Source organism: Sinomonas sp. G460-2, from assembly GCF_047759905.1.
In the GTDB taxonomy this organism is placed as follows: Bacteria; Actinomycetota; Actinomycetes; order Actinomycetales; family Micrococcaceae; genus Sinomonas.
Map to the genome: position 1 here is coordinate 21,061 of NZ_JBKZWT010000012.1, position 18,267 is coordinate 39,327.

The following is an 18,267-nucleotide window of genomic DNA, read 5'->3' on the forward strand; positions in this document are numbered from 1 at the left end:
GAAGCCAAGGATGCACAGATTGCTGGAGGCGACGAGCGGCGGAAATATCCGCACAAGAGTCGGAGATCGCACAGGTGGCTCAACAAACGGTGAGCTGACCAACTGGCGATTCGCGGGAACGCCCAGATCCACAGCTAAATGTCAAGAGGACTCGAGGCGGCACACCGTGGGCCTCTTTGGCCCAGAGAATGCAATTCGGGGATGCCAGCCATGATCCCTGTACGAACAAATTCAAGGAACCAGCGTCCAGGCGCTCCCCTAAAAGAGAGCACATCACGGAAACCGGACACCATTCTACTAGTTGACATCTTATGTATAATCTGGTCCACGGGCGGAGCTCAAATAGCCCGATTCGGACTAAATGACCCAAAGATGGCTATTGGCGATAAATATGAAGCCCCCTATGCATTGATCTCAACTCTTGTGATGATCGCTTGGTGGACTGTTCTCAGACTATCTGGCAGCAGCGACCGACGCATACTCGGGTATGGCACCGAAGAATACAAACGCGTAATCACATCTAGCCTGTGGCTCTTCGGCGGAATTGCGGTATTTTCATACGTCTTCCAACTTGACACGCCCCGAGGGTACGTGGCTATCGCGCTACCTCTCGGAATTCTGAGCCTGCTCATAGGCCGATGGGCACTCCGGGCCCGCCTTATAGCGGGGCGCCAACGAGGGCTCGACCTTGAACGAGTGCTCGTTATCGGCAGTCCAGAGACAGTGGCCCACCTTCAGCGCCAGCTCGGAAGCCATCTCGAAGCAGGATATCTCCCTGTAGCCGCTTATCTACATGGTGCAGTCGCGACGCGAACCACCCGAGCTGACACAACAGGCCTGCCCGTCGTCGGCAATGGTGGTGACCTAGAAAACATTCTGACTGCAATTGAGGAGTGCGGGGCAACCGCAGTTGCGATATCTGCCGGCGCGTCTTTTGACCCAGATACGCTCCGCCAGCTCGGCTGGCAGCTCGCCGCACGAAACACCGGAATGATAGTGGCCCCAGCTCTCACAGACGTGGCGGGGCCGCGCATTCACACGCAGCCGGTCGCTGGACTCCCACTAATTCATGTCACAACCCCGAAATTGGATGGCGTGCGCGGCGCAATTAAGAGGATCTCAGATATTTTGGGGTCAGCCCTCTTGATTCTACTCCTCTCCCCGGTTTTCATAATTGTCGCGCTTGCGATCAAGGTCACCGACTCAGGCCCGCTCTTTTACTCTCAGGAACGAATCGGCAAAGAAGGTCAACCATTTCAGATGCACAAGTTCCGGTCAATGGTCGTCAGCGCCGATGCCCAACTCAGTGACCTCCTGAAGAGGCAGGGCACCCTCGATAAGCCGCTCTTCAAGGTTGCCAATGACCCGCGCCTGACTGCCGTGGGAGGCTTCATCCGAAGGTATTCCCTCGATGAGCTCCCACAGTTGTGGAATGTCCTACGCGGGAGCATGAGCCTCGTAGGTCCTCGCCCGCAGAGAAGAGCAGAAGTCGAACTTTATGAAGATTTTGCACACAGGCGCCTTATCGTCAAGCCGGGCCTGAGCGGTCTATGGCAAGTTAGCGGACGCTCAAATCTGACCTGGGATCAAGCCATTCGCTTAGATCTCTATTATGTCGACAACTGGTCCCTCGTCGGGGACCTAATCATATTGCTAAAGACACTTCGAGCAGTGATACAAAAAGATGGAGCCGTCTGACCGGCGTTCGGATCTGCCTAGGTCATGCGATCAATCCTTCCTAGGTCTGCCTTCAGGTACTCCGGCCTCACCAACGACGGCCCAAAGTGCTCCTCGAACCGTGCTTCCAGGTCGGCCTACTCTTCACGCAGGGATGCGGTCAAATACCGGTCTTCTTCATGATCCAACGACATCCGAAGGCCGTCGCGGATTCCTCGAGCGAAGCCTTCTAGTTTGGCGACACGTTGACGCTCAAAGAGGAGAGTCAACGCGATTTGCTGCGGGATCTGCCAGATTCCCTCGTGGGTGAAACCCAGATTACGGCCATGCTTGCGAGTGAAGAGGATCCGATTACGGGCCTTGTAATAGCATCGGGCAGGGCTGTGCCCAAACGCGAAGAACCGCTCAATGTGCCAGCGGCCCGCAAGGTCCTTTCGCGGCACTCGCAGCCAAGTTGGAGTTGCGCGTCCGACCTCGTGCAGGAGTGCAGTCGAGTTGACGCGAAGTATCGCGTAGCCAGCTTCCATGAGGCGCTGATTGAAATCGTAATCGACGTAGTCGATGAAAAAGGTTTCATCGAATCCCCCGACATTCCTCCACGCGCTGAGATCGAGGAGAGCCCCAGATGTGATAGCCCCCTTTCGGGCAGGCTGTCGATATCGGTCTAGGCGCGGCAGATCGAGACGCCGGTATTCCTCGATTGTTTGCTTATTTCGATCAACTATGTATGGCGTGACCATACCGATCCCGTCAACAAGCTCGGCGGCAAGCGCGGAAACCATCCCGGGAGAGCAGACGCTGTCCTGATCAAGCGTAAGGAGGCTTGCTGCTCCCAGGTTGAGGGCCGCCTCCGCAAGGCGATTAAGCCCCGTGGCGACGCCTTCATTGGCGGCGCTGAAGATAACTTTGGTGTTCGACGAGACGTCCGCGAGATTCGCGATTTCCACACTGTTGGACGAACCATTATCGTAAATGAGGACCTGAAGCACTTGCGATGATATCGCATTCAAGTTCTCCCGGAGGCGTTCGATGTCTGGTTCAAATGTGATGATTCCGGCAGTGATCATGCGAATGTCCTCGATCCGGTTAGTCGAATTATCGCGAGGTCATTGCCTGCGAAGGCGCTATCAACACGGCTCCGATGCATAGCCATTATGCCTTTCTTTGCCTTACAAGGGCGGAACGAAGTAGCCGAATCCAGTCAACGGTCTCGGCACGGCTTGCGGGCATAGCGAAAAGGACCGCGGCGAAAGCTCCGGTTCCGGCAAGAACTCCACCTAGAACGCCAAGGATCGCGGCGAATGGCGCCAGGGGAAGGGAAGCGATTGTGGATGCGGCGCCGCCGACGGCCCCGGCCAGAAGTACCTGCAGGCCGTTCGCGAAGAAGGCTCGCGCAGAGATGCCAGTGGCTCTGGCAAGCCATGTGACGAACAGCGGCCAGGAGAAGACCATTGCGACCGAGTACCCCCAGGCGACGCCTTCGAGACCGAATTGGGAACCAATGAAGATGCTAAAGATCTCGATCGGCTTCGACACTAGGTTGTAATTCAGTAATGCCTTTGGCTGCGCCTTCACAATGAATGCCCAGTAGTTCACGTGGTTGAAGACCAATACTGAGCCACCGATTGCCAGGATTTGGAAGACAGGCGCGGCCGGGCGCCACTGATCCCCGAGGACGAGGGGGATGAGACCCGGAGCAGTTCCCGCGGTGACAGCAAACACCCAGACGATGAGGGATCCGACGCCGAACTGGATCTTGCAAAGCAGCGCGTCCGGATCCCTTTGTTCGTCCTTCGCTCGGTTCAGCGTCGAGATCACCACTTGCGTGAGTGGGTCCAGAAATCTACCGGCAGGGGCGGTCAGCAGCTGATACGCGCGGTTGTAGTAGCCGAGTTGCGTCGCGCCGAGCTGAGAGCCGATAAGCATTGTTCCGATATTGCTTTGCACGTACGCGAGAAGCTGGGCGAAACTGTAGGTTGCTCCGATCTTGAAAAGGCGGATCGCATCCCGTCCTCGCCGCGGCGCCAACGGAATCCATCGGCTCGCGGACCACCGGTAAACAAGCGTCAGCAGAGCCGCTGTGAGGCTCTGCGCGACCAAGGCCCAGTATCCAGTCCCGGCCTTCGCCAGCAGGATCGCGGCCGCGAGGCCGACGAGCTGCCCAAGAATATCGCTGGCTACGAGGGCACCGAACTGCATATTGCGTGCCAGCTGGACCTGCAACTGGGCTGTCAATCCGCCCAAAAAAACGGCAATGGCGAGCGACGGCACGATCATGGCGAGGCGCGGCTCGTGAAATCCTGCGACCAACAATGGAGTACACGCAGCCATGAGAATCGCGCTGACCGCCGCGATCGCGGCACTCATCCAGAACAGATTCGATGCCTGCTGTCGGCTCAGCGACTGCTCCTGCAAGCCTGCAAGCGGGAGTCCGAAGTCGCGAAGGAGGTTGCCGAGCACGACGAAGATCTGCACCATCGCGACGAGGCCGAAGTCAGACGGCGTCAGAAGCCGGGAAAGGATGAGAAGCGATGCGATCTGGATAACGAAGGTCCCTCCGCTTCCTACAAGGACCAGGCCGCCTCCTCGAGCGCCTCGAATGGAGAGGTCGGAACGCACGTTGGTCATAGCAGTTGCCTCGAGCTCTCTGAAGGGGCCGCGCCCATACCGGACATTTCGAGGCCTCCGCCACGGACCCATGCACGGCCCAAAAAACGCAGCAGGCCGATGCGTCCGTAATACGCGGCAGAAGCAAAAATATGGTCCTTCCAGCTATTCCGCCTTGCACTTGCCAGCGCAGTGCGCACCGTTGGTTCCTTCAGGAGCTCCCGCAAAGTCGGGTGGCTCATTTGCCTCACACCGACGACGGCCATCACTCCCGTCAACACCTTGAGATAACTCAACATGCCGTCCGCTGCCGCCTGTGAGATGAGGCTATTTGCATCGTCGGTGAGGTCACTTCGATCGGAGATCGCTCTCACGACCCCGGCGAACTCCCGAACTGTGCGCGCGAGGGCCACGACCGTACGAGGAGTCGCCCTCCGCGTCACGCCTTGATCGTGGGTCTGGTCATACACGTACCAAACGTCGGAACAAAACGCCACACGGGCGGTGTCGAGCAGCATGAAAACGTTGTAGAGCCGGTCCTCAGCGTGGGATACCCCTTCACGGAAACGATAACGTCGGGCGAGCTCCCTCTTGTGCAGGGATGCAACAACATTAGTAACCGACAACAGAGGCGTCGGGCTATGAGGAGACGGCGAATCGGAGAGGGCACGAACGCACGCGGTCACAATCATGTCGCGCGTGCCGAGCAGCGGCTCGCTGGCCGAAGGTCCACCCGTTCGCCACTGCACAGTTCCACCTTCGTGGAGTATCCGGATCCCACCGATGACCACTTCGGCACGCGAAGTACGAGCGGCACTTATGGCAGAGGATAGGAACGCCGGCTCGAGATAATCATCTGCGTCAAGGTAGGCGATGAATTCTCCTCGCGCGTGATCCACTCCGGTGTTCCGGGCCGCAGACACCCCACCGTTCACACGATGAACCACACGAATGCGCGGATCTCGCCCTGCGATGAGATCGAGGAATTCGGCCATCTCCAGATTCGACCCGTCGTCAACGACCAACAGCTCTAGATAGCGATGCGTCTGGTCCAGGGTGCTGGCGACAGCGCGTTCAATCAGCTCCGGAGGTGTGTTGAAGACTGGAACGATGACTGTGACAAGGACGTCGTCACCGAATTCAGCGGGAGAAGACCGAGGCATAAGGGAGGACTCCATGAGCATTCCAAATCAGAAATTGGAAGACAAAACTTGTCATATAGGCGGACATGAATGCGACTGTGAGCACGTGGCGGGCAAGCTGGCTCCGGACCAGAGACAGCGCAAGTGGAACAGCGACTAGCTCTGCAGGAGCGAAATAGTAGTCCAAGCGTGAAAAGAGGTATGCGATCGTGGTAGTCGCGACGAGAACCGCCGTGCTTACGGCCAGCACGTTCACAATGGAGTCGGCGTAACGGTCACCGCGTCCGGCCTGACCGACCTTGACCAACGTAAATGCGAAGACTGCAACCGCGACGACCACAATCGCGGGATCGATCTTACGCGTCACCCCGTAATTTGACTCGAAATACCAGGCGTAGTGCGGTGCAAACTGCTCCACGAGCAGTGAAACCGTCTGCGGCACGACTAGAATGATTACGATCATCGCGAGCGCGATCGCGATGCGAGCGGCGCGACTGACCCGGATCCACATGAGCGGCCATACTGCGAACCACACGAGGGCACTCACGTGGAACGACGCGGCAAGCAGCGTGGCAAGAACGAAAGCAAGGTGCTTCTTGCGTAACGCGAACTCAATGGTGTTGACCAGGATCGCAATCGCGAGGCCCTGCTTCACAAGGTTGAAATCCTCGAGGTAGAAGCCGCCGAAGACATAGATAAACACCGACAGCGCGGGATTGATCGACATCCGGAGGAAGAAGCGGTAGAACAGCGCGATCGTGAGAAACGACGTAACGACAAAGATCCACTGATAGTCATCCGTTAGCAGCCCAACCGCCTTGTTGAGCAACACCCAGCCAATCTCTTGGCCGTCGACATCACCGCGTTGGATCTGCTCGAAACCTGGTGCGTACCGGAACCAGTAGTCGGTGCCGATGCCATAACGAAGGGCTGCGATCAGAAACAGGATCAAGAAGCTAATGCCTACGCCAATCGAACCCGCGATCCCGTCCCCGGTCAAGTTCAGCCGTGACGTCAGGGGCGAAGACTCAAGAGAAAGCGTCCACAGGGGGCTCGATCGAGGAGGCCTCCGACGCAAGAGCATGGCCGCGCTTGCGAGTAATCCGCCGAAAAGGTAGATCATCGCGGATCACGCACGTAAGAGTTGGTAGGCACGTCGGCTCAATGTTTGTTTGAGAATCCTATGCTTTAAGATCAGCCAAACTCTCGCGACCTTGTTGTGATGGAGAAGTGATGCGAATGTCTGAAGCTCATTACGCGTCGTAGGGTCGAGTAAATCGCTGTAGGCGCCGAGAAAGGTAGCCGCCTGGGTGTAAGTCCGAACTACGGCCCTGCGATTCCCCCTGAACAGCTTAGACAAGATGAACGGGAGCCCCGACCTGTCCACACTTCCGAGCATGTTCTTGCTGTGCTGACGATATTGAACGAGCGGGGTCGAGACGTACGACATTCGGCCGAGGGTTGATGCAATGAGCGCCACCCACCAGTCGTGCATGATCGCCTTGGTCGCATCGAACTCGCGAGCACGGAACACATCGGCGAGAGCGCCATTGAACAGCATCGCACACCCGGGGATTGCGTTCTCCGCGAGCAGTGACTTGTAGCTGATGTCATTCGGACGGGCACGGATCTGCTCCATGAAGGACGGGTTGATTAGTCCGAGCCGAGCATCGACAACCGCCAGATCCGAATAGACAAGGCAAGGTTGTGACGGGAACTGCGCCTCGATCTGCTGACAGCGAAGAACAAGACGCTCGAGCTTGTCAACGCTCCATACATCGTCTTGGTCGCAGAATGCCAAGTACGGGGCGGAGTCAGCAACTCGGAGAAGCCGAAAAAAATTATCCCGAGCGGACCTAACGGCACCGCCTCGCACAAGGCGTACTCGGCCGGGATGTTCCTCCGAAAAGGCCTGGACGATACCGAGGGTGTCGTCGCCTGATCCGTCGTCGGCGACTATAAGTCGCCAATGCCCGTGGCTCTGCGATGCGATGGAGTCCAGCTGTTGCCGGAGATGGAGTGAACCGTCGAAAGTAGCTAGCAGCACAACGACCAGATCACGGGGAACCGTGCGCGTCGCAGTTGACACGTTGTCATTCACTTGGCAAGGTCCTGAGTTACGTCGGGGAGTTGGGGCGCGATGGCCTGGCTAGAGCAGCGACAATGGCAGTGCGCCTGCCTATCTTCGGGATAACCAGGCACACTGCGCTTATTTATGCAAACCGAGCTTCTCGGAGCTTACGCGTTGCTCCGCTGCCGGCGTACGAACATCAGAGTGCCGACGATGGCTCCACCCAAGACGAGGGCGCCAGCGGCAATCCAAATCAGGAGAATCGGCAGGGTCGCGCCCGTGTTGGCCAAGCTGGCGCCTTGGCTGTTCTGATTTTGATTGCCCTGTGCATTCCCAGGAACAACAGTCAGGGCAGCCGTGCCGACGTTGCCCGATGTCTGGCCTGTAGCGGTAAGTGTGTAGGTGCCAGATGCATTAGAGGGCAGCGTAACGTTCACGGATGCAGACCCATCCGCCGCGGCCGTCTTGTTGAGCGAGGTGAGCACAGCAGCCTTGACGACGGAGAGCGTCACAGTCGTGTTGCCGCTCACCGAGTAGGTCACCGTCTCACCTCCCGTGAACGAACCTGCCGCAAAGCCCACAGGCGTCGTGGCGCCAGGCGACGGAGTTCCCGAAACCGTGACGTTGCCGCCAGGCACGTACCCGGCCGCCGAGGCGACCGTCGGAACTGCAACCAGAGCAAGGACGGCGATAGACAACGCCGCAAAGAGTTTCTTCATGAGCTATATCCCCAGTTCTATAGCGATAACGGAGTGCCGGATCGAGACGATGTCCGACATGTACACCGAGCTGCGTCCGACATGTACACCGAGCTGCAGCCTAGCCTAACTTGTCCTCGCAGGAAAGTGGTTTCGCTGAAGTTGTTATTTGGTTAACTGTGGGTGTCGCAATCACGGTCGGGAGCTGGCTCGCCCCAGCCGGGCCAAGAAACTGGAACCGGAGCACGGCCGACTGGGCCGGCGCCAAGGTAATGTCCGTTTGGGCCACAGAGTAGTCAGCGTCCATGTCCGTGTGCAGGTTGAAGGCAGCGCCGTCTTTCCTAGCGCCCAGATACACCGACCCAGGAGGCGCATATACATTTATCTGGGTCTTCACGTCGCCCGGCCTGAGACCGGCCGCTCCCCCACCAGTAACGTACGGGGGCAGCGACGTGGCAGCGTCCGCGGGCGCTTCGTTTTTCAGGCGCACCTGTACTTCCCATAGCGGTCGCCCATCCGAACGACACATGGCTGCGCCGACCTCATGCGACACCCGCAGGTAGTAATCCATTTTCGCGCCTGTGGCGTCGTTGAGGTAAACGCCGAAGGCGCCCCCGGAAGGCGGCTGTGCGGGGAGCGTCCCAGCAAGATCGCTTGCCTTAAAGAGCGACTCTTCCTCTGGTCGCGCGCTCCACAACAGAACCCGGCGCTCGGCCGATGCCTTTCCCAACGCTGCAAACATCGCCTTCGGCTGGAACCCTCCCCCCGACACCCTGGCAAACACAGCGGCCGCTGCGGACGCGAAGTATTTATCCTTCTCAGTCGTCGAGTCGTTGTAATGAGCGTAGGCGTCACTCAGCAACGCCTGAACCACATTGCTGCTGCTCAAAGATTCCCCATCCGGAAGCACAACCGGCCCAGTTGCATCGAGCAAATAGCTGAGGGCCACCGGGTCCAGGGAGAAGACACCGTCTACCGCCGTATTGAATCGCTTTCGCCACATCTCGGCTGCCAAAGTCGCGGTCAGGGGGAACTGAGGGGTCAGGTTCACATCTTGCAGGTAGCGGCCCGTAATTGCCCCGTACAGACCCTGAGTTTGGGGAGGAAGAGCAAGGACGGACGCCTGAAACTCAGGGAAGTCTTTGGCCTCAGCCTGTTGGACAAGCGAAATCCGTCCGTTGTCCACATGGACAAGGGCCACCGCGCCGGGGATACCTCCAGTACTCCGCAACTCAGCATTGTTGAGGAAGAGCAGAAGGTAGTTCCGGGGTCCCTCACCTCCCAGCATCTGTGGCAGAACATGGAGTCCCTGGTTGACTGCCGAGACCTGCTGACTCGCGTCCTTCAGGTAGCCCGTCAGACGTTCAACATCCGCCTTCACTTGCGGAAACGTACCGTATCCCGGCTGCAACGCAGCGGCGGCGTTATAGGCCCTGCGTAACACAGAATCTGCGTTGTCCACTGTGGAACCCGTTGAACCGAGAGCGTTCAGATCTACAGCGCCATTGACGAGCCCCAACTTTGTCGGATACAGGTCCGCAACCACGGAAGACACTGGGAGTACAGCGTTGTGCACGACATCGGAAAGAATTCCCGTAGCGTGCTGGGTTGCTGAAAAATTCTCTCCGAGTGCCGGCAACATCCCCGCCGCTCGCCAAATCGGATCGTTCACGTATTGTTCGGCCGCGTCCACATGCGTTGCCAACTGGGTGGCAATTTGACGAGCCTCGGCTGGATGCCCCGATGTGATCTCGGCAACGAGCTGACGGCTCAGCGGCTCCGCTACGGCAAGTTCCTTTTGGGCCAAATAAGCACGCACGCCGAGCCAGACAGCACACGCAATAACCATGAGGCCCAGGAGTATGCCAGCAATTCCTAAGCGCCTAAAGCGGATGCCCCGGCCATTCCTCAGCTGGCGCGGGCGCAGCTGCTTTACCTGCTCAGTCATATGTATAGGCCATAATTCTTTGAGAACGGGTGGGACCATGCATCGGAACAAGGCTCAGTGCCCCCACGTCTGCCCCCCATCTTGGGAGACATCGGTGCCATCCGCTGACCATAGCCAGACCACCGGCCCAGCGCTTGCCAAGGCGACGGGTGCCTTCGCACCTGCCGCACACCCGATTCGGTTTGGTAGCGCGCCCTGAACTAACGGGGAGGGAAGCGAACCAAAAGCTACTCCGTGGCAGTTTTCAGGGTCCGAAAACGCAATAAGAAAGCCGGTTCTCCCAGAGGCGAGATCCAGCACGTCCGGTCCCCCCACCTTTGTCCAAGGATGTGTGCTCGCTCCCCGGCTCCATAGTCCGTCCGCGCACAAGAGGGCCACAGAACCATCGAATCGAACTGCGAGTCGAAGCGCCACGGAACATGGCACGGGATCAGATGCTTGTCCTAGCTGCACCGATCGCCCGTCGACGTCGAGATATGGGGCTGATGCAAGCGCCTGAACTGATGGCTCCCAAGACGTGCCAGTCGCTGTCGACCAATAGTTCGGAGTGCATTGAGCCCCGCCGGCTACAACGCTCCACACGCGACTCCCGCTCAGGCCCAGGGCGAGTACTCGCCCTGCCGGGAACGAGTCAGTCGAGACCCGCCTCCACGACAGTCCGCCATCAGACGTTCGCTCGATCACGGCGGTGGAACTTCCGCACGCTCCGCCTGACGACCTCCAAGCGTCCGTTGGTGACTCTGGCACGAGGAATCGGGGGCCAGCACCGTCCGATACAGCTGGCTTGACGGCCGTGGCCGTCCCCGTAGGCGACGCCGATCGCGACGGCGAAGGCGAAGGTCGCGACGAGAACGTCGGGAGTGGCGCCGGTGTGCCGCTAAAGACAGGCCTGGCCGATCCGAAGGCGAGTCCCGAAAGCACCACGTCGATGAATATCAGTATGGTGATGCCGGCAATCAACCAGCCTCGCCGGCGCGCCCCATTCGCGCTATTGAGGTTCACCGCAAGATACCCCCAGGCGTGAGGTGAGCTGCGATTGTCTGGACCTCGACGTCGAGGCGAGCGGCGACTCGCTGATAGACGTCAACCGGTCTGAGGTAAGGATCTTCGATGTCGTCGTCATCGGGATTGCCGGGGGGTTCGACAAAACCGCGCCTTGAGCGGGCCGCCTCCACGAGGAGACACAGGTCGGTAAGGGAAATCCGATCATCCGCGGGAATCGAAGCGAGGAGCCGGGAAAACTCCCGAATGGTGAACGTCCGGCGGGAAGCCCGCGGGACAAGCTGAACCACGGCCCCTCGTTGGGCGCGTGTCGCTGTGAGAACGAGGTCAGCCGTGGCAACAAGCTCTTTGGTCACGACGCGCGCGCGATGTGCGTCGGGATTGCCGCCGTACATTCTCGAAAGCATCGCGGCCTCCGGCGCCATCGACGTGCCTTCCCGCGCGATTAGGCCGGCGCTCGAAACTCGGAGGTCTCTGCCTGTCCGTGCCCTGAGCAGCTGTTCAGCGATCGGAGATCGACAGATATTCCCCGAGCACACGAACAGGATGTGGAACGTCTGCAGTGCCACGCCTACCCGACCGTTCCACGCACTCGACGAGCAGTCGCGCGCTCAGTCTTGCCGATCTCGGCCTCATCCTCGGCATACACCGGTCCGTATCCGTACCCATAAGCCTGGTAGCCGTAGGCATGTGGTCCTTGAACGGGCAGCATCGTCAAGACGAAGCCGAATACACGAGCACCCACGTTTTCGAGCGCGGTCACAGCCGCGCCAAGCTGACTGCGATGCGTCCGGCCTGCAGCCACCACCACAATGGCACCTCCCGCGGTTTTGCTCAAAATCGCGGCATCAGTGACTGGGAGGAGTGGGGGGGCATCGAAGAGCACATAGTCGAAATCTTGTTCCAGCTGGCGAACTAGCGCGTGCATTGCGCTTGAGCCGAGAAGCTCACTCGGATTGGGAGGCACGCTCCCAGCGGGGAGAACGTGGAGATCCCCACGACCCCACGGCTGGATAACATCGTCCATGTCCGCACGCCCAATCAACAGATCGGTGAGGCCCACGGCCCCTTCGAGACCCATGTACTCAGCCAGCTTCGGTCGCCGCAAGTCTGCGTCGACCACAATGACCTTGTGGCCAGCGTTGTCGAGCGCGATCGCCAGATTCGACGCCGTGCTGCTCTTGCCCTCACTCTCGATGGACGAGGTTATAACGAAGCTGCGGGAACCTGCACCGGCATCAATAAACTGCAGATTCGTCCTCAGAGTGCGGAATGCTTCGGCACGCGGGCTGCGCGGATCGTCCTGCACGATGAGAGGCCTCTTCGCGGCCTTCGGATTGATCGTGGTGCCGCCCAGAATCGGTGAAGAGCTAATCATCTCAATGTCGCGCACATTTCGAACCCGATTGTCCAAGGTATGGCGAAGCATTGCAGCACCCACCCCAAGGGCGAGGCCAGCGATCAGCCCAATGCCAAGGTTGAGCAGGACGTTCGGGGTCACGGGAGTAGACGGCACCTGCGCTTCCTGAACCCGCGTCAACTTGACCTGAGATGAACTCTGTGCGCCAGTTGACTCGATGTTCTGAACCACGTTGGTCAAGCTTTCAGAGGTGAGGTTCGCAATATTCGCTGCCTGAACCGGATCCGGCGAAACCGCCGAGATCGTAATGAGAGTCGTGTCGAGCTGCGCACTCGCCGTGACCGTCTTCGCGAGCTCGTCAGCCGTCATCGAAAGGTGCAAGTTGGAAATAACGGGCAGCAGGACTATCGGCGTTGTGACGAGACCAGCGTAAGTCTTCACGCGCTGCTGGGTGAACGTACTCCCCTGCAAGAGATCTGTGGCGGTACCGCCCGACTGCGTGGACACGAAAACCTGGGCTGATCCCTTGAACTGGGGTTTAGTCAGAATAGATATCCCCGCAGCCGCCCCGACGCCGGCTAGCGCCATCACTACGATCAGGATCCAACCGGTACGTACGATCCGGATGTAGTCTCGAAGCTCCAAAGGGGATCCCCTTCCCTGTTTGCCAAGCCGCGCGGCGCGCCCCCAAACATGTTGCCACACGACAGCCGATCCAGCCGACCGAAACGAAGGACAAAGGAGACAATGGCATCCACGCGCCTGCAGCAGTTGACCTGGGCCGGGCTAGCTCTCGCGGCCACTGTTGCATGTGGTTTGGCGGTCGAACATTGGGCTCCGTATTCCCATGTGGCGGGCCTGACGGCCTATCTTGTCGCGTGGCTGCCGATGCTGGCGGCCCTCGTGCTGAGCTACCACGGTTCCAGTTTTCGTCAAACCGTCATGTCTCTGGGTTTCCGAGTTCATCCCACGGACATCTTCTGGGGCGTGGGGCTAGCCTGCGCAGCGCGTGCCGCGGACAGTTACTTTCGGATCCTGTTGACAGGCTTTACAGGACTGGAACGGCAGCCGACGCTCGGAACAACCATCTCGGGATCAACGTTCGTCATAGGAGTGGTCGCCCCCGTAATAATTGCACCCTTGTTAGAGGAATGCTTCTTCCGGGGCCTCATCCAGCGCACACTCACCGAATTGCTGAGACCTCGCCGGCTTTTCGTGCGAGTCTGCGTCGCTGTTACGAGCACATCCATTGTCTTCGCGGCAGTCCACGTCTTGCTGGCAACGCGCACCCCCGTGGAGATTGTGGCGCTCATGGCTGGAACCTTCGTCTTCTCCCTTGGTGCAGGAATCGCGGCCGCGGCCACAGGACGTCTCGGCTCCTCCGTGATCGGTCACGTGGTGTTCAACGGCCTTGCTGTGTGGCTCACTTGGCCCGCATAACATGTCAGGTTCCGAGTTATAACTGTTCGGATCTAATCGATGGCCCCGGCTCGACGAGAGCCCGTCTTGGTCGTCTAGGATCAACGAGCCCCAGAACAATGGCTCTGCGCAACTTGACGGAGCGGGCGGGCGGATGTCCGTTACGACCAAGCACCTTCGAGAGCAGAGAGCGCAACGAATTCGAAGGGCCCGGACGGGAGGGCTTTTAGCACCCACCCAGAATCGTGATGGTTCGAGGCGCTCACGCCCTGTAGGCGCTTACCGTCAGCTTTCCGTGAATCTCGATGGTAGCTCCTCGGAGAGCAGTCACCGATATCTCTGTCGTATTTGCAGATTCGTCGCGCATCATCGGGACAGGAGCAATTGATGACCCGGCCCAGTTGACGACCGTCGACGCGGCGACGCCGGAAGCAAACCCTATCTCGCCTGTGCCGGTCCGGAAGGTGTTTGCGCCCGTGGGGACTGGGAATCCGCCGAGTCTCAGGTTGCCAGAGACCGTCGCATCGAGAGTCGCGATGAGATCGAAAATGTAAGTTACTCGTTCACCACTCGTAATCATTCGGCCCGATTGAAATGAATAGCTCGCTGAACCGTCGGTCGTGGACCCGATAACTGTGGGCGTGAAATCGGCCGTATCTTGTCCGATGCCCTCGTGATAGTCGAGCGAACCGTCAATGAATCCATAGGTACGAGTTCCCCGCATATTGAGGCCAGTGGTTGTCCCTGTCAGAGCTGCTCCCGGTACCATCGACATGCCCGCCACCGTGAGACGGTCAAAATACGCACCAACAGCGGCGGTGTTGTCAATTGCGTGATACGGATGGGCACATGCCACATCATCTGGAAGAGTGGCGGACGACCACTGCGCACGACAGGCCAAGAACCTCGGGCGAGGCGTGTGTGAGCCTCCGTTCGATCCGATGACGAAGCCAGTCCGCATCGTATCGGAGAAGCAGCGGATCAGATCGGAGTCTCCGACCAACCTGAAGCCGAAGGACTTCGGGAATCGGCTCGTCATTTGGGCCGCTTCTGCCAGGTCGGGTCCGATCCATGGATGCACGTCGGTCCAACTATTCGATGCCGTGTCCACGACGCCGGCAGTCCAGTCCCGCATAACAATGTCCCGGAAGTGCGAATCACCCATGTTCGCTTCAATGGCGACATTGTTTGAGATGTTCATCGCGGTTGTATTGTAGAAGCGCAGATCGTAGGCGAACAGCTCCGCGCCCGGACCGGATCGTGTGATCAATCCGCGCTGAACACCGTCGCGAAAAGTCACCTGGGTGAGGGTGAACCGGATAACTTTTCCAATGGAAAGGATGTTGAGCGCACACAGGTTTCCGTCAAGTGTTCCGCCAACCAGGCATTTGTCCTGCGCATATTCCCCTTCAGGGACATCGGGCGTGTACTCGATCAGCGTCCCCATGTGTGACGCGGCATAAATGCACGCATCAACATCAAGGATGAGGGAGTTAGATTTCGTGATAATAAGGCTGGTGTCGAGACGATATTCGCCCGGCGGGAAGTAGAAAGTCCGTCCGGGGTTCGCGTCGAGCGCCGCCTTGATAGCGGCTGTCTGTGACGAGCCTCGCCCTCGCACGACGCCAAACTGAAGGACATTGAGCGTTGATTCTCGCACCGAAAACAGCGTGTCGATTTGGGCCTTTTTATAGCCGGTTTCGTCCGTCATTCCCCTCCTAACGGCGTGCGTGTGGCTGTATTGGCGCACCGTGGCACTGCGGTCTAGGGCTAGATCCGGGCGCCGACGGCTTGCCGCGATCAAATCCTCCGAATGAGCCGCGTTCATGACCCTACTCATCGAAATCCTTCGGCGCGCCGGTCGAGGTCGGTTGACAAAGGTGATCGCCCGATCGCGACGGCTGTACTCCAGATCCAACCTACGCCTAGTCCGCCATACTTTGGTAACTTCAGGCCCGGTTGCTATCAGCCGCGAAGATCAACGCCCAGCACCATTCCTTTGGGCCCGGTCAGAGCATTTCGGCGGACCTGTCTCGAGGCCGCGGATGAGGGGCAATCGGACCATAGGCGCACCTGTCGTCGCAATCCCAACAGATCAGGCCTACCCGACCGGAGCGGTCTGGCCGACGAGGCAGGCGCCCGTGCTGATCGGCGCGGCGAGCTCGGTGGAGACGCTTGCGTCCTCGCGCACGAACTGCCCCACGAGACACGTGCCGTTGAGCCGCACCGAGACGGTCAGTGTGGGTGCCTGCAGGTTGGCGCTCGTCTGATCCGCGGTGCGCTGCATGGCCCCGGCGCTGAAGCCGGCGGCTGCGAGCGCATCGGTCAGGGTCTTCGCCGAGACCTGCTGTGTGGACACTGACTGCGCCGCCTTGGTGAGCGCGCTCCCGAACAGCACGAGGTTGTCCGCGTCCGGAACGCTGGGGTCGAAGCGCGCGAGCGCCGGCTTCGTCGGGGTGGGCGAGGCCGCCGCCGTGGTCCGCGTGGCCGAGGCCGAGGGGCTTGCTGCGGGCCCGGCGCCGTCCTGGCGCGGGGGCGCGAACAACCCACCGACCACCACCGCGACGGCCCCTAGGACCACGAGCGCTGCGACGACGGTCACCAGCACTGCCACGCCCCTTGGCGGACGACGGCGGCCCTCGGGTTTCGCGCGCACCTCGCCTTCCTTGACCTCGCTCATGACGCCCCGACCGTTCCCCGGTCGTCGACGAACGTCACGGCCATCCACGGGAAGACCCAAAGGTCCAAAGCCACGAGGACCCCGGCCACGAGAACAATCAGGATCGCGACCCTCACAGCGACGGGTCCCGGCAGAATCCTCCACAGGGCTCTGTACACGCTAGCCATCCTTCGCGAGCAGTTGGGCCAGCTCGGCTGGCGGCGCGGTGTCGAAGCCCACGAACGTCCCGTACGCCGCGACGCGCTCGAGCGGCGGGAAGACGGCCGGGTAGCACGTGGTCAGGGTGATGAAGCGGTCGGCGCCAGCGGTGCGCGAGACGGTGGGGACGGCGTCGAGCACGTTGATCGCGTCGGGCTGCACGAACTGGAAGTTCCGGAACGTGTACGTGTACCAGCCTTGGGCGGTCTGGATGTAGATCTTGTCCCCGAGGCGCAGCTTGCTCAGGTTGAGGAAGCTGTTGCCGTACCCGATATCGTGCGCGGCGACCGCGAAGTTGCCCACGGCGCCGGGCATGGCCGTGCCCGTGTAGTGGCCCACGCCGGCGGTGACGCTGTTGAGCACGCGGTCGGTGTCCACGGACTCGCGCAGGATTCGGCGCCAGTCGGCGCCCAGGCGCGGAACGTAGATGACGCCGATCGTGTCCGCCACGCGGGCGGGCTCGGCCATGACCGGCACGGTGGCGGTCTTCGGGGCGGCAGGTGCCGAGGGCTGGGAGGCCGAGGGCTGGGAGGCCGGAGCGGACGGTTGGCCCGGCGAAGGCGAGGTTGGCGCGGTGGTGGGCGGCGTCGGCGTCTGGGACTGAAGCTCGCGCATGAGCTGCCGGCTCTGGTCAGCGGCGACCTGCGCCTGCTGCAGCCCGACGACCCAGGGATTGAAGAAGGCGTACCAGAGCACGAACAAGCCGATGATCACGGCGACTGTGATGAGCAGTTCCCCGAGAATCTCGAGGGCGTTAACCCATCCGGGCCGCGTAGCCACACCCCGGCTCGACTGCACGTTCCTCCCCCAAAAAGCTGCCTACGGCCTCTAAGAGAATACAGCGGCGAGCCCGCGTCCCGCTCACGTTGCGCCGCGCCGCGAGCTGCGGCGCAGGGAGGGTCCCAAAGTTTGTTAAAGGAGCGGAGTAATTCGACCCGAATTTCAGCTTGGAGTTTCCTCGAAATTCCATGAGCAGACGCTGAAACCGGGATCGAAGTCCCACTTTCATGGAAATGCCGCTGGGCCGACGGGGCAATGAGTACGCACTTTCTGCCGTCGCTACTTGGCCCGGAGAGCGCCAAACCACCCGACCGGGACTAACGGCCCCGGGACCAACCACTCGAATTTGGCCATCTGAAGACGCGATTCCAGCGACCTGCCTTTACCGGCTTTCGGCGCCTCAAGACCGTGAAATTACCCGCCGGAATCCAGCCGGCACCAACCCAAGGTCTCCCGATGGCACCGGTCTCAGCCTTCAGGCGCATCGCAATCTTGTCTACCTCGACCGTGGTCGGGGCTCTCCTCGTGGTCGCGGGATCGTCCGTGGCCTTCCCTGTGGCCTCCCCGCCCGAGGGGGCGGTCGCGGCCCAGGCGAGCGCCGCCGTCGTCCTCGATCCCCTCGCGGAGCACGCCGAACTCGCCCAGATGGCCCGGGAAGCCACTCGGGAGCAGGCGGTCCTCGCCG

Annotated in this window: 16 protein-coding genes; 3 read left to right on the plus strand and 13 right to left on the minus strand. The window is 60.1% G+C overall.

Annotated features, from left to right (window positions below; genetic code table 11):
* Positions 1 to 372: 372 nt before the first annotated feature.
* Positions 373 to 1,698 (plus strand): sugar transferase, encoded by a 1,326-nt coding sequence (locus ACLN58_RS02940; protein ID WP_415853783.1) that lies wholly within the window; start codon positions 373 to 375, stop codon positions 1,696 to 1,698.
* Positions 1,699 to 1,814: 116 nt separating this feature from the next.
* Here ACLN58_RS02940 and ACLN58_RS02945 read toward each other — a convergent pair whose 3' ends face one another.
* The 9 genes from ACLN58_RS02945 to ACLN58_RS02985 form a co-directional block, all read right to left on the minus strand.
* Positions 1,815 to 2,744, minus strand: coding sequence for a glycosyltransferase (locus ACLN58_RS02945; RefSeq protein ID WP_415853784.1), 930 nt, complete (start codon positions 2,742 to 2,744; stop codon positions 1,815 to 1,817).
* Between the two features lie 85 nt (positions 2,745 to 2,829).
* Positions 2,830 to 4,305: a lipopolysaccharide biosynthesis protein gene (locus ACLN58_RS02950; RefSeq protein WP_415853785.1), complete on the minus strand. Its 1,476-nt coding sequence runs from the start codon at positions 4,303 to 4,305 to the stop codon at positions 2,830 to 2,832.
* The gene (locus ACLN58_RS02955; RefSeq protein ID WP_415853786.1) at positions 4,302 to 5,462 is read right to left on the minus strand and encodes a glycosyltransferase family 2 protein; all 1,161 of its coding nucleotides are present in this window, start codon (positions 5,460 to 5,462) and stop codon (positions 4,302 to 4,304) included. The genes ACLN58_RS02950 and ACLN58_RS02955 overlap by 4 nt, the downstream gene beginning before the upstream one ends.
* The gene (locus tag ACLN58_RS02960) at positions 5,425 to 6,378 is read right to left on the minus strand and encodes an EpsG family protein (RefSeq protein WP_415853787.1); all 954 of its coding nucleotides are present in this window, start codon (positions 6,376 to 6,378) and stop codon (positions 5,425 to 5,427) included. The genes ACLN58_RS02955 and ACLN58_RS02960 overlap by 38 nt, the downstream gene beginning before the upstream one ends.
* 177 nt (positions 6,379 to 6,555) lie before the next feature.
* Complete coding sequence (locus ACLN58_RS02965) at positions 6,556 to 7,527, minus strand: glycosyltransferase family 2 protein (protein WP_415853788.1); 972 nt, start codon at positions 7,525 to 7,527, stop codon at positions 6,556 to 6,558.
* A 137-nt stretch (positions 7,528 to 7,664) separates the two neighbouring features.
* The gene (locus ACLN58_RS02970) at positions 7,665 to 8,216 is read right to left on the minus strand and encodes a hypothetical protein (RefSeq protein ID WP_415853789.1); all 552 of its coding nucleotides are present in this window, start codon (positions 8,214 to 8,216) and stop codon (positions 7,665 to 7,667) included.
* A gap of 100 nt (positions 8,217 to 8,316) precedes the next feature.
* Positions 8,317 to 10,143: a DUF4012 domain-containing protein gene (locus tag ACLN58_RS02975; RefSeq protein WP_415853790.1), complete on the minus strand. Its 1,827-nt coding sequence runs from the start codon at positions 10,141 to 10,143 to the stop codon at positions 8,317 to 8,319.
* 998 nt (positions 10,144 to 11,141) lie between these two features.
* Positions 11,142 to 11,714 (minus strand): low molecular weight phosphatase family protein, encoded by a 573-nt coding sequence (locus ACLN58_RS02980; protein ID WP_415853791.1) that lies wholly within the window; start codon positions 11,712 to 11,714, stop codon positions 11,142 to 11,144.
* A 2-nt stretch (positions 11,715 to 11,716) separates the two neighbouring features.
* A complete protein-coding gene (locus ACLN58_RS02985; RefSeq protein ID WP_415853792.1) occupies positions 11,717 to 13,150 on the minus strand; it encodes a polysaccharide biosynthesis tyrosine autokinase in 1,434 nt (477 codons plus the stop codon).
* 102 nt (positions 13,151 to 13,252) lie between these two features.
* Between ACLN58_RS02985 and ACLN58_RS02990 the strand changes: the two genes are divergently transcribed.
* The gene (locus tag ACLN58_RS02990; protein ID WP_415853793.1) at positions 13,253 to 13,945 is read left to right on the plus strand and encodes a lysostaphin resistance A-like protein; all 693 of its coding nucleotides are present in this window, start codon (positions 13,253 to 13,255) and stop codon (positions 13,943 to 13,945) included.
* Between the two features lie 241 nt (positions 13,946 to 14,186).
* On the opposite strand, the gene ACLN58_RS02995 is transcribed toward ACLN58_RS02990, so the two are convergent.
* The 4 genes from ACLN58_RS02995 to ACLN58_RS03010 all read right to left on the minus strand — a co-directional run bounded on the left by ACLN58_RS02995 (position 14,187) and on the right by ACLN58_RS03010 (position 17,582).
* Positions 14,187 to 15,635: a hypothetical protein gene (locus tag ACLN58_RS02995; RefSeq protein WP_415853794.1), complete on the minus strand. Its 1,449-nt coding sequence runs from the start codon at positions 15,633 to 15,635 to the stop codon at positions 14,187 to 14,189.
* A gap of 390 nt (positions 15,636 to 16,025) precedes the next feature.
* Complete coding sequence (locus tag ACLN58_RS03000; RefSeq protein ID WP_415853795.1) at positions 16,026 to 16,604, minus strand: DUF6993 domain-containing protein; 579 nt, start codon at positions 16,602 to 16,604, stop codon at positions 16,026 to 16,028.
* Complete coding sequence (locus tag ACLN58_RS03005) at positions 16,601 to 16,762, minus strand: hypothetical protein (RefSeq protein ID WP_415853796.1); 162 nt, start codon at positions 16,760 to 16,762, stop codon at positions 16,601 to 16,603. The genes ACLN58_RS03000 and ACLN58_RS03005 overlap by 4 nt, the downstream gene beginning before the upstream one ends.
* Position 16,763: 1 nt before the next feature.
* The gene (locus ACLN58_RS03010) at positions 16,764 to 17,582 is read right to left on the minus strand and encodes a class E sortase (protein WP_415853797.1); all 819 of its coding nucleotides are present in this window, start codon (positions 17,580 to 17,582) and stop codon (positions 16,764 to 16,766) included.
* A gap of 492 nt (positions 17,583 to 18,074) precedes the next feature.
* Here ACLN58_RS03010 and ACLN58_RS03015 point away from each other — a divergent pair.
* The coding region (locus ACLN58_RS03015) for a hypothetical protein (RefSeq protein ID WP_415853798.1) at positions 18,075 to 18,267 on the plus strand (193 nt) is incomplete at its 3' end.

Coding starts and splice junctions, on each gene's coding strand:
- ACLN58_RS02995 (WP_415853794.1), bottom strand. CDS start 15,635: ATGACGGACGAAACCGGCTATAAAAAGGCCCAAATCGACACGCTGTTT.
- ACLN58_RS03000 (WP_415853795.1), bottom strand. CDS start 16,604: ATGAGCGAGGTCAAGGAAGGCGAGGTGCGCGCGAAACCCGAGGGCCGC.
- ACLN58_RS02990 (WP_415853793.1), top strand. CDS start 13,253: ATGGCATCCACGCGCCTGCAGCAGTTGACCTGGGCCGGGCTAGCTCTC.
- ACLN58_RS02975 (WP_415853790.1), bottom strand. CDS start 10,143: ATGACTGAGCAGGTAAAGCAGCTGCGCCCGCGCCAGCTGAGGAATGGC.
- ACLN58_RS02940 (WP_415853783.1), top strand. CDS start 373: ATGGCTATTGGCGATAAATATGAAGCCCCCTATGCATTGATCTCAACT.
- ACLN58_RS02955 (WP_415853786.1), bottom strand. CDS start 5,462: ATGGAGTCCTCCCTTATGCCTCGGTCTTCTCCCGCTGAATTCGGTGAC.
- ACLN58_RS02950 (WP_415853785.1), bottom strand. CDS start 4,305: ATGACCAACGTGCGTTCCGACCTCTCCATTCGAGGCGCTCGAGGAGGC.
- ACLN58_RS02970 (WP_415853789.1), bottom strand. CDS start 8,216: ATGAAGAAACTCTTTGCGGCGTTGTCTATCGCCGTCCTTGCTCTGGTT.
- ACLN58_RS02945 (WP_415853784.1), bottom strand. CDS start 2,744: ATGATCACTGCCGGAATCATCACATTTGAACCAGACATCGAACGCCTC.